The following is a 12,182-nucleotide window of genomic DNA, read 5'->3' as shown; positions in this document are numbered from 1 at the left end:
AGGTTGTCATTTACTCTAAAATTTTATTCAAACGTTCCCCTAAATAAAATATTTTTATCCTCCATTAAAATTTTTCCCATTGCAATAACTGTTTCTATTTCTAAACTATCCTTATCCACTAAAACTAAATCTGCATCCATATTAATATCTACTCTTCCCTTGTTATTTAGCTTTAATATCCTTGCTGGATTCTTTGTTATACATTTTAAAGCCTTATCTATAGGAACCTTATCTTCAAGTACTGCATCCCTAACCTCTTTATACAGCGAAGTAACCCTTCCTATACCAAGCTTTACAAATTCACCCTTCTCATTAAATTGAGGTAGGCTTCCCTGCCCGTCCGAGGTTAGTGTTATATTATCCTCACCTACACCCTCTTCAAGGCAAATTCTAATTGCCCTACTTGCCTTTATTTCTCCCTCTTCCCAAAATACTGGATCTGAGCTTGTTGTAAAATCTATAAACCCACCCTTCTTTGCATATTCAATTCCCTCTTTAAAGAGCTTTGGATTTCTATTTATGTGCGTCGGCCAAAATTGTGTTATTGGTATTTCAGTTGTATCTACTATCTCCTTTAAATAGCTTAACATCCTATCTCCATCACCTAAATGAATATTTACAACTCCAGCCTTTTTAGAGAGAATTCCTCCAACCCTTGCATCTGCAGTAAGCCTTTTTATTTCCTCTATGCTTGGCTGTGACGACCTGTGGTCGGATAGTGCAACCTCTCCAACTCCAATAACCTTATCTATCATCATAATATCCTTCATAACACTTCCTGTTAAAGTAGCTGTAGGAACCCTATAGGAACCTGTGTAGATATATGTGCTTACTCCCTCCTCCTCAAGTGCCTTTGCCTTTGCATAAAGGTTTTCCATACTTCTTGTAATACCATCTGTTCCAAGACAACCAACTATTGTTGTAATACCTCCTTTTATAATGTCCGATAAAACTATCTCAGGAGTTCTTGTTGCAGATCCTCCCTCTCCTCCACCACCTGTTATATGTACGTGGCCATCAATAAATCCAGGGAAGGCATAATACTTTGAGCCATCAATTACTTTTACAGGAAAAGGTAGTTTTAAATCAATATCGTCATCTCCAATATAGGCAATTTTATCATCCAATATCAATATAATTTTCTTACCTTTATATTCTGGAGAATAAACCTCTATATTTTTTATAAATATAACCATCTCAACCTCTCCTTTTTAAATAAATTTAAAATTTATTAAGCAACAACTATGCCAATCTTATTTTTCCTTTTTAAAAAATACATATTTAATAAAACAACTCTTCTATGCTCTTTTTATTACCCTATAATAACCTATATTTGGTTAAATTTTTAATTATATTTTCGCCAATAACAACCAAAAAAACATCCTTGTCATATCTATTAAATATAATATAAAATATATATATCATAATTTAAAACAAATGGAGGTAAAAATGAAGAACTTATTATTTTTTATAACAGCCTACCTCTGCGGCTCTTTCCCAACAGGTGTGGTAATTGGCAAAACCTTTTATAATATTGATATAAGAGAACACGGCTCTAAAAATATGGGTGGAACAAATGCAGGAAGAGTTCTTGGGAAAAAGGCAGGATTTGCTGTCTCCTTTATTGATGTAATTAAGGTCTTCCTACCTGTACTTATAGCAAAGCAATATCTATCTATGGAGGCTGCTGCATTCGTTGGGATATGTGCCCTACTTGGACATTGTTACCCTATATTTGCAAAATTCAAGGGAGGCAAAGGTGTATCATCCTTCTTTGGAATAATATTTGCCCTCGACTTTTTACTTGGTGTTGTACTTTTAGTTATTTGGAAAATATTAAAGCACGCCACCAACTATGTATCAGTTGCATCAATGCTCTCCTGTTTTATAATCACTCTAATTTTCTTCTACAAATATAAAAATGTAAAACTTTTAATTGTTCTTTTAGCACTTTCACTTTTTATAGTATATCTACATAGAAGCAATATCAAAAGACTTTTAAATGGTAATGAAAATAAGGTAAATCCCAATAGATAAACCTTGAATTATTCCAATTAATATTTTATAATAATGTGTAAAATTCAATATTTAAAAGTCTATGAAGAGGAGGAGTACCTTAAGACATCTGTCTTAGCGAGTAGAGGACGGTGGAAGCTCTACACAGACCTTTTGGGAAAAGAGCCTTGGAGACTCTGCCAGAAAGCATCTGCAAGTATGGTAAGACCCCTGTGGGTTATCTAAATAAGTGGGCTTTTTAGCCAATTAGAGTGGTACCGCGGACAACCGCCTCTATTATAGAGGCGGTTTTTTTATTTCCATTTTTATTAGACAATGTAAACAATATTCTACATATATCGGAGGTGTAAAAATGAACTATAAGTTAATAATTGCAGAAAAGATTGCAAAGGCTGCAGAACTTAATATTAATGATGTACAAAAACTAATTGAAATCCCACCAAAACCTGAAATGGGGGATTTTGCATTTCCTTGTTTCCAACTTGCAAAGGTATTTAGAAAGGCTCCAAATTTAATTGCACAGGAACTATCCGAAAAAATAGATAAAGATGGATTAGAAAGAGTTGAAACAGTTGGAGGATATCTAAACTTTTTCGTGGATAAGGCCTCCTTCTCAAAGGGTGTTATAGAAAAAATATTGACTGAAGGGGAAAACTACGGACATTCCAAAATAGGTGAAGGCAAAACTGTTACAATAGACTTCTCATCACCAAACATTGCAAAACCCTTCCACGTTGGACACCTATGTTCAACAGCAATAGGAAATTCTCTATACAAAATACTTTCTTCTCAGGGATACAACTGTGTAGGTATAAACCATCTTGGAGACTGGGGAACACAATTTGGAAAGCTAATTGCAGCATACGAACGCTGGGTGGATGAAGAGGCACTACAAAAGGAACCTATTAAGGAACTTCTTAGAATATATGTTAAGTTCCACGATGAGGCAGAAAAGGATCCATCTCTTGAGGATATTGCAAGACAACACTTTAAAAATCTTGAAGATGGCCACGAAAAAGAAGTTAAACTATGGCAGAAGATAAAAGATGTAAGCCTAATGGAATTCAATAGAATATATGATATGTTAAATATAAAGTTTGACTCCTATGCAGGTGAGAGCTTCTACAACGATAAAATGGATGCAGTTGTTGAGGAGTTAAAGCAAAAGAACCTTCTTGTAGAAAGTAAGGGAGCACAGGTTGTAAATCTTGATGAATACAATATGCCTCCTTGTATAATATTGAAGGCTGATGGTGCTTCAATTTATGCAACACGTGACCTTGCTGCAGCAATCTATAGAAAGAAGACCTATGATTTTTATAAGAATATTTATGTAGTTGGTATGGATCAGTCTCTACACTTTAAACAAGTATTCACTACTCTAAAGCTTATGGGATATGATTGGGCAGACAACTGTGTTCACGTTGGATTTGGTCTTGTTAAATTTGCCGATAAAAAACTTTCAACAAGAAAGGGAGATGTAATATTCCTTGAAGACCTTCTAAACGAAGGAATAGCACGTGCAAGACAGGCTATTGAAGAAAAGAACCCATCACTTGAAAATAAAGATGAGGTTGCAAAGAAGGTTGGACTTGGTGCTGTAATATTTACTTACCTAAAGAACAACAGAGAAAGAGAAATAATATTCAACTTTGATGATATATTAAGCTTTGATGGTGAAACAGGACCATACGTTCAATACTCCTATGCAAGGGCAAAGAGCATACTTCGCCGTGCAGAAGAGGAAAAATCCACTGCATCAGCTGATTTTGCAAAGCTTTCTTCTCAAGAGGAATTTGAACTTGTAAAATTACTTGCATCCTTTAACGAGGCTATTTTACTATCAATTGAAAAATACGAACCATCAATAGTTACAAGATATATAATAGATGTTGCAAAAGCCTTTAACAAATTCTACAACCTATGTCCAATACTATCCTGTGAAGATGATGGGCTAAAGGCTGCAAGATTAAAATTAGTTGAAGCTTCAACATATGTTATCAAAAACGGACTTGCACTACTTGGAATTGATGTAGTTGAAAAGATGTAATACTGTTTTACACATCTCTTTTTAAAACTAAAATAAAAAATAATACTTTATCCAAAAATAAAATAAATATAGGCATCAGAATAAATTCATTAAGTAAATTTATTCTGATGCCTAACAAACCTACTCCTCAATTTGGAATTGTTCCAATCTATATTGCTGTACCTTCCTTTTAATCTCATCAAGAAGGTTTTTAAATTCAATTATATCCCCCGACTCAAGCAGCCTATTAAATCTATCTTGGTAATCCGTTGACTCTGATATCTTACCAAGTGAGTAAAGTGTAATTATATTATCAAGTATATCAGATATAATACTTGACTTTTCCTCAAACATCTTTTGAGCCTCAATTATTTCCTCTTTTATCTCAGACATTTCTTCATCTAAAAGAAATGCAAGCTCTGCCGCCCTCTTTAACCTTTCCTTTACTTCTGAAGGAATACTTTGCTTATATTTATAATTTAATGAATGTTCAACTGTAGCCCAAAAGTTCATTGCAAGAGTTCTTATCTGTATTTCTGCAAGTATTTCTACCTCTCCATCTGCCGTTTGAACTGGATATTTTATTATTACGTGGTAACTTCTATAACCGCTTTCCTTTTTGTTTTTTACGTAATCCTTTTCATATACAATCTTTAGATCCTTTCCATCCCTCTGCCTAATCAGCTGAACAACCTTATATATATCCTCAACAAATTGACACATTATTCTAATACCAGCTATATCCTCCATTTCTTCTGCTATCTTATTAAGAGGGATGTCAAGTTTTTTTGCCTTCTCCAGTATACTTGAGATCTCCTTTACTCTACCTGTAACAAATTCAATTGGAGAATATTCCTTTTTGCTCCTATATTGTTTTCTCATACTTTTAAACTTTATCTTTAGTTCCTCAACTGCCTGCTCGTAGGGAATCAAAAATTCTTTCCAGTCATTCACAAGCATTATCCCCACGCTCCTTTCCATAATAATTTTATCAAAAACTCAACATTTTTCAAACAAAATTTTATTACATTATTTATATTAATTGTCATATTTTTGCCAAAATAATACCGCCTATAAGGCGGTTAAAATTTGTACTACATATTATCCTGTATATTTCCTTTATCAATTCTTAAGACTGAAGAATAGTTTGACTTTAGTAGTGAATTTAATATAAAATGACAACATATAAGTATATTAAAACCCATTAAAATAAAAGTAAAAAGATAAATAAACATAAACATCACCACTTTCATTATCTTATTTTAATTGTATCATAAATTATTAATTTTATCAATTTTCAAAATATTTTAGGGAGGTTTTTTTATGGACGACCTTAGGGGTAAAAGGGTATACTTTTTGCTTATAACATTATTAGTATTGATTATACTTCTTTCAAATCTTGGTCAAAACTTTAAAACAGACGGTTTTTCTACGTCCTTTTGTCTTACAAATTACAACGCATTATATAGCAGGTATAAAAGCTCTAAAAGTTATGAAGAATATATTAAAAGTTCTTCTTCATATATAGAAAAATTTTTAAAATCAAATGGACTAAAACCTACTGAAAAATCCTATATCCATAGATATACAACCCTTATGCCAAATAAGAAACATCAATCCACCCTTGAAGTAATATCAAAGTATGGAAAGGTTGTTAAAAAATATGAATATGTAACCGAATACTTTGAAGATTATAGAGGTATTATATCTCCAGGCACATATATGGATGTACCACAGATAATTGAGACAGAAAACCTAAATAGCATAAAATATAAATCTTCAATTGCCTTAACTGATATATATAAAGAAAAAAACCTTTATGATATATTCAATATAGATATTAAACTTAAGAAAATTGGAATCTCTGCAGTTATAAGCCCTGTGAAAGAAGGCGATCTAATCTCTCCTTCTAATCTATATAATGGAACCTACTATAATTACAAAAACGGTTTAACTAAATTATTAGTATCACAAACTGTCTATGATGAATTAAAATATTTAACCAGTAAAGGCTATGAAGTTAGAGTAAAATCAGGTGCAGAGATAAAGGAAACAACACTTCAAAACATATATGGTGTTATAGAGGGGAAAAATAAACTATATAATCCAATAATCCTTGCAGTTTTTTATGATGGTGAATATAAAATTGACGATAAGATATACAACTCAAATATCGACAACTTCATATCCTCCAGCATAATGCTCGAAGTGATTCGTGCAGTTCAATACCAAAAACTAATAAAGCCTGATAGAACAATAATATTTGCATTTTTGTCTGGATACAACCAAAATAAAATTGGATTAAATATGCTGCAGGGAGGCTTCGAAAATTATGATTTAGTTCTTCTTGAGGGTATAGGAAATTCCTTAAACTCTCTAATAAACTATTCTAAAAATCAAAGAGATTTAACTGCAACAGCGGAATATTATCTTAAAAAAAATCAAATAAATATTTTGTCCAAAAATATTGACTTAAACTCTGCAAACAAATACACTAATATTACGACTATTTCAAACCAAGGTCAAATTAATACACTTTTTGTAACAAAGTGGGGAAAGTTTGTATTAGATTTAATAGGAAACTCCTGTTACAATTTGGACTTTTTAACAGGAAACTTCTATAAGCTAAGACTCTTTAAAAACCTTATACGTGAATATTCAGCAATTCTTTCATTAATTACTTTAATTTTACTAATTTACACAATATTTAAACGCCAAAAACCTTTGACGTAGAATATTTTTAGATGTAATATATTAATAGATAATATTTTTCCTTAAAGAAGGATGGTGAATATGGATAATTTAACTGCATTATTCAAAGAAAAAAACTTAAAATTAACGCCACAAAGATATGCCATATACAAGTACCTTAAGTCAACCAAATCTCACCCATCAGCAGAAATGATATATGAAGCATTAAGACCAGATTTTCCTACAATGAGCCTTGCAACAGTTTATAAAACATTAAAGACTCTAATAGAGCTTGGATTGGTACAAGAATTAAATGTAGGAGAAGATAATTTTAGATTTGATGCAAACGTAGATAATCATCCCCACATTGTCTGCACAAGCTGTGGTAGGGTTGACGATATAGAGGATGCTGTGTTTGAGCATTTAAATAAGGAAGTTGAAAGTTATACAAACTACAAGGTAAATACTCATAAACTATATTTCTATGGTGTTTGTCCAAATTGTCAAGGGGAGCTATAATATAGCTCCCCTATTGTTGATATATAAGCTTTAGTATCTTATCCCACGCCTCTTTATATTTTACTCTTCCCTCAAGCATATCATATAAAACCTTAGACAACACATCAAGCATATTAGTTGGAATGTTATCCATAAACACAACACTATTTTTATCAGTAGCATTTAGATGATTTAAAAGCTTATCCTGAAGTTCATTATCATTGCTATTTGCACTTTTTAGTGGTGATATGAAGTTTGCCTCAACAAATTTCTTTTGGGCCTCCTCTGAAAGTAAAAATTCTATAAATGCCTGTGCCTCCTTAGCATTTTTGCTCTTTTGAGATATTGCTATTGTTTGTCCTCCTGCACCTGCAAACATCGAAACTGGTTCATCAACAAATTTTATTGGTTCTGTAAAAACTGAATAATTAAAGTTTGTAGGTTTTATTTCATCTATCAACTTTGCTGCCCAAGCACCAGCTGGAAGAATTGCAACCTTCCCCTTTATAAAATCATCAACACTTTGCCTGTAATTTATATCAACACTTCCCTTAGATAGTGCATTAGTGTTTAACTTTTCAAATATTTCAAAGGACTTATCTATTCCCTTTAATGTAAGGTATCCATTTTTATCTGAATTGTATTTTGATGCTGCCTCTATTGAACCTGTAGTTTGGGCATTGATTTGGCTAAATAAAATAGCAAGTGTCCAATTATCAAGGGCACCAACCTCCATTGGTGTTAATCCCAAAGACTTTAATTTTTTGCACACGTCAAATAGTTCCTTTAAAGTCTTTGGTTCCTGCAATTTGTATTTTTTAAACATATCAACATTATAGAAAAACTCTATAGTAAGTGGCATATCATTATAGCCATATATCTTATCGTTATACAGCCCATATGCTAAAGATACATCATAAACCTTTTTGTCTAGTTCTTTTTCAGTAAAAAATTGTGTTAAATCTGTAAGCATACCTGCCTTTGCATATTCTATAATCTGTTGCCTTTTTAATCCTATTAAGTCAACTTCGCCCTTTGATATATCGCTTTTTATTTTATTTTCATCTCCATAGTCTGTTATAAGCTCTATTTTTACCTTATCATTTTTCTTTTGATATTCCTCTATTATTTTTTTATAAACCTCAATTATTTTTTCCTCACTCTTTGCACTATAAAATGTTGCAAATTTTATAGTAGTTTTATCTTCCTTTTTTTCCTTTCCCATAAGACCACAACCTGAGGTTGAAAATAACATTAAAATACCTAAAACAAACGATATTATTCTTTTCATCCTTTCGCCTCCTACTTATCTATGTTTAAATTTTAGTCAGCACAACATAAATTATACAACTATTTGTATTAGATTTCCACAACAACAAAATTATTATTATTAGTATTTTACCACAAATATTTTTTAATATTACAACATATATATTAGTGGGAGGTGATTATATGAATTTAAGAATCTACGTAATAAAAAGAAAGCATTTAATCTGGGCTGCAATTATTCTGGCTGTGATAATTATAGCGGCAATTATAATTGCATCAAGAGGCACAAATGAAACTATAAATAACATCGGTTCACAATATACAATTAAAGATGATATAAATAACGACGGAAAAATCGACAGCATAATAATTAATGTTGACAAAAAGACAAATGAATATGGTGTAAGTATTGCGATGAGCGATGGAAAAGGATATATAATCGAAGCAGACAAAACTATAAAGACTCTCGGATACTATTCTGAAGATTGGCCAATGCATATAACTGTAGACGACATCGATAATGATAAGATTAAAGAGATAGTAATTCAGTCTAAGGATAAAACAGGCTCAATCTTAGGAATGTATAAATTTAATAATGACAAGTTTGAAAAGATGGCTTCAGGTAGATATTCAATCTATGGATTAATTAAACACCCTGCTTCATCAAATAACTTTGTACTATTAGGTACAAGAAATAATAATGGTATGAATTATAATTTATTTATTGCAAAGGAAGGAAAACTAACTCCTGTACTTAGCACTCTAAATAATCTAACACTCGGAAAAGACACTATAGCATCCTTTATAGAATATGTAGAAAAGAAGGAGGTAGAAGCATTTAATCAAATTATAGACAACAAATTAACTTCAACTATTCAAAGCGGAAACTTTGAAGATGCAAAGCTATCAGAAGTTAAATACAACAAAGATGGTATGCCAACAGAAATAACTTATCTTGTAAGAACAAGTGTACAATCAAAGTCTGGAAATGAAGCTCTTGTTTATAAAGTTAGATTATCTCTATCTAAGGTAGAAGAAAAAGTACCAAAATATACTATTACGGATTTAAATATAGTCAAATAATATTTGTAAAGACTGCAAATACTATCTATGGAGGTAAGATATATGAAAAAAGTATTTGCAGTCCTTTTAATTTTCCTTTTTTTATCTTCCTGTTCAATACCAACATTTAAGAAAAATAAAATTAACACCGACAACATACTATACTCCTGCATTGGAGATTTTGATGGTGACTCAAGAGTTGACACAATTTATCTTGTAAAAGATGATAATCTTGTAAAAGATGATAGTACAATAAAGATTGTATTTAAAAGCAAAAGAACGACTAAAACCCAAGACATAAAACTCAATATCGATAATTTTTATTGTAGCGTAGAAGACATAAATGACGATAAATGTGATGATTTTATAATTAATTCAATTGAAGACGATGTTGAAAACATATATATATTTACTTTTAAAGATGCTATTAAAGAGATTCTATCGCCTAATATCATAAGAGACCAAATAAACCTCATAAGAAAAGGCAGTATCTACACAGTATCCTTTGGGGATTACAAAAAACAAATCAACTCCAACGAGGAATTAAACCTTAAACTGCTCTATTCAGAAACCGAATACACAGAACACGGAAAAGCAATTGTAACAGAAGGCGTACTTTTAAATAAAAATAATCAACCACGCTATGTAATTTCCATCACCTACAAAATAAACAACCTCGGAAGTGCCACCCAGGTGAAATGTGACATTTTCCATTTAGCTCCACAAAAGTATTCACCTTTAAACAGATGACTTCTCGATTACTAACAAACAAGCTCTGTTGACTGTAATTTACCCATAATGGAAGGATTTTATCGCGTTATTTCAATAGCTTTAGCTAATTAAAGAACGACATTAAATCCTTCTCAAAGCTAATATGTACATACTTTTTCGATAAAAAAGTCACCAACCTAAAAGGTGGATGGACTTTGAAAAAGTCCGTAATTCGGCACAGGACGTGCCGAGCCGAGCGGCCATCAGGACGATGGCATCGCGAGGGTAGGACTTTTTCAAACAAAGAAAATCTTAGAATTGCTTAGCGAAATGAACGAATGCCTAAGAAATCCTTCATGGGGCTAATCAATATATAACTTTTTCAACAGCCTGACCAGCCTAAAAAGCAGGTGACTTTGCTTTTATATATAATCAAATAAATTATCAAGTACTAAAACTGCAGCACCCTTTATAATGGCATCGCCTTTGGTATCTGCCCTCTTTATATCGCAGCTTTCAAAAAGGTCTGGTAGTGCATACTTCTTTGCATTTTCAATTGTACCATTTAAATAGTAATCGTTAACATCAATTAAATCTCCACCTAATACAATAAGTTGTGGATTAAATGTATTAATTAAATTAGCAACTGCAAGACCTAAATATTCAGACGCCCTATTTATTGCAGAAATAGCCCTTTCATCACCCATTAAGGATAATTCATGTATAGCCATACAATCCTTTTCAAGTCCTAACTCTGCCGCATATCTCTCTACTGCCTTTTCTGAACTAAATGTCTCAATACATCCTCTATTTCCGCAGCTACAAAGCGGCCCGTTAAAACAAACCTTAGTATGCCCAAATTCTCCAAATCCATCAGTATATCCTCGCATCTGCTGTTTATTATTTATTAAAGATATACCTACTCCATAGCCAATCTTAACACTTATAAATTGGTCCACATACTTACCTGCACCATACCAGCTCTCACTAAGTGCCATTGCTCTTACGTCTCTATCTAAAAAGGCTGGTACATCAAATATTTTTTCTATATCTGTTCTTATATTTTTATTTTTCCACCCATAATTTGGAGAATATACAATTTTACCCTTTTCAGCATCTACTATACCGTGGGCTGCTATACCAATTCCAAGTAACTTCTCCTTATTAATCTCATTTTCATTAACTAATCTTTCTATTCCCTCTTTGATAATATTTAATGCCTCTTCATAAGTTGTTTTTGGAGTTGTTTTAACTGAAATTTTACCTATAATTTTTGACTCCATATTCAAAACTGCAGTTCTAATCCTTGTAGAACCTATATGTACAGATAAAATATAATATGAATCAGCATTTATTTTAAGAAGAATTGGCTTTCTTCCACCTGTAGATTGTCCAAGGTCACTTTCTACAATTATATTTTTATTAAGCAACTCTGCCGTTATATTTGTAACTGTTGCTGGCGTTAAATTTAATATCTTTGCTATCTCTGCCCTTGATATAGGGCCCTTTAGCCTTATTACATCTATAATAAGACCAGTATTTATTTTTTTCATAAGCTGAAAGCTTCCTGGTACAATATTATCCATAGATACTCCCCCCCATTTACCATTATAGAAAGAATTTTAACAATTTTCAATGTTAATTTATTTAATAAACCATAACAACTTGCACAAAAACCCAGGTGAATTTTTACATTTTACGGAAAATGTCACAATTCACCTGGGTGGCACTTTTTTATTTCAACTTTTTATTAATAACCTTAATTGTGTTTGGCCCTACTACTCCATCTACAGCTAATTTATTTGCCCTTTGGAACGCCATAACTGCATCTCTTGTCATATATCCATAATACGTGGTCGTTCTATCTATCTTTAAATATCCAAGTCTCTTTAATGCCTCCTGAAGC

Annotated in this window: 11 protein-coding genes and 1 other annotated feature; of the genes, 6 read left to right on the top strand and 5 right to left on the bottom strand. The window is 32.0% G+C overall.

Going from position 1 to position 12,182, the window contains the following annotated elements:
- Nucleotides 1–23: 23 nt before the first annotated feature.
- Nucleotides 24–1,196: a beta-aspartyl-peptidase gene (iadA, locus tag JG776_RS08780; RefSeq protein ID WP_291966675.1), complete on the bottom strand. Its 1,173-nt coding sequence runs from the start codon at nt 1,194–1,196 to the stop codon at nt 24–26.
- Nucleotides 1,197–1,449: 253 nt separating this feature from the next.
- Between iadA and plsY the strand changes: the two genes are divergently transcribed.
- Both plsY and argS read left to right on the top strand, forming a co-directional pair.
- On the top strand, nt 1,450–2,037 hold the full coding sequence (plsY, locus tag JG776_RS08775) for a glycerol-3-phosphate 1-O-acyltransferase PlsY (protein ID WP_291966673.1): 588 nt from the start codon (nt 1,450–1,452) through the stop codon (nt 2,035–2,037).
- 52 nt (nt 2,038–2,089) lie between these two features.
- Nucleotides 2,090–2,294 (top strand) — a binding site (T-box leader).
- Between the two features lie 74 nt (nt 2,295–2,368).
- Nucleotides 2,369–4,066, top strand: a complete 1,698-nt coding sequence (gene argS, locus JG776_RS08770; RefSeq protein ID WP_291966671.1) for an arginine--tRNA ligase — start codon at nt 2,369–2,371, stop codon at nt 4,064–4,066.
- A 120-nt stretch (nt 4,067–4,186) separates the two neighbouring features.
- Here argS and JG776_RS08765 read toward each other — a convergent pair whose 3' ends face one another.
- Nucleotides 4,187–5,005, bottom strand: a complete 819-nt coding sequence (locus tag JG776_RS08765) for a GTP pyrophosphokinase family protein (protein ID WP_291966669.1) — start codon at nt 5,003–5,005, stop codon at nt 4,187–4,189.
- Between the two features lie 363 nt (nt 5,006–5,368).
- Between JG776_RS08765 and JG776_RS08760 the strand changes: the two genes are divergently transcribed.
- Together JG776_RS08760 and JG776_RS08755 are read left to right on the top strand one after the other, a co-directional pair.
- On the top strand, nt 5,369–6,778 hold the full coding sequence (locus JG776_RS08760) for a hypothetical protein (RefSeq protein WP_291966668.1): 1,410 nt from the start codon (nt 5,369–5,371) through the stop codon (nt 6,776–6,778).
- A 60-nt stretch (nt 6,779–6,838) separates the two neighbouring features.
- Nucleotides 6,839–7,255, top strand: a complete 417-nt coding sequence (locus JG776_RS08755) for a Fur family transcriptional regulator (protein WP_291966666.1) — start codon at nt 6,839–6,841, stop codon at nt 7,253–7,255.
- A gap of 10 nt (nt 7,256–7,265) precedes the next feature.
- Here the strand turns inward: JG776_RS08755 and JG776_RS08750 are convergent, their stop codons facing one another.
- Nucleotides 7,266–8,525, bottom strand: coding sequence for an extracellular solute-binding protein (locus tag JG776_RS08750; RefSeq protein ID WP_291966663.1), 1,260 nt, complete (start codon nt 8,523–8,525; stop codon nt 7,266–7,268).
- Nucleotides 8,526–8,686: 161 nt separating this feature from the next.
- On the opposite strand from JG776_RS08750, the gene JG776_RS08745 reads away from it, so the two are divergent.
- Entirely contained in the window at nt 8,687–9,586 is a 900-nt protein-coding gene (locus JG776_RS08745; protein ID WP_291966661.1) for a VCBS repeat-containing protein, read from the top strand.
- A 42-nt stretch (nt 9,587–9,628) separates the two neighbouring features.
- Complete coding sequence (locus JG776_RS08740) at nt 9,629–10,315, top strand: hypothetical protein (protein WP_291966659.1); 687 nt, start codon at nt 9,629–9,631, stop codon at nt 10,313–10,315.
- 383 nt (nt 10,316–10,698) lie between these two features.
- On the opposite strand, the gene JG776_RS08735 is transcribed toward JG776_RS08740, so the two are convergent.
- Both JG776_RS08735 and JG776_RS12440 read right to left on the bottom strand, forming a co-directional pair.
- Nucleotides 10,699–11,862, bottom strand: coding sequence for an ROK family protein (locus JG776_RS08735; RefSeq protein WP_291966657.1), 1,164 nt, complete (start codon nt 11,860–11,862; stop codon nt 10,699–10,701).
- A gap of 148 nt (nt 11,863–12,010) precedes the next feature.
- A partial coding sequence (locus tag JG776_RS12440; protein ID WP_366934200.1) for a peptidoglycan-binding domain-containing protein occupies nt 12,011–12,182 on the bottom strand: 172 nt, incomplete at its 5' end.

The sequence above is a fragment of the Caloramator sp. genome (assembly GCF_020054765.1).
Classification (GTDB): Bacteria; Bacillota; Clostridia; order Clostridiales; family Caloramatoraceae; genus Thermobrachium; species Thermobrachium proteoclasticum.
This window is presented reverse-complemented; position numbering and strand designations above follow the sequence as displayed.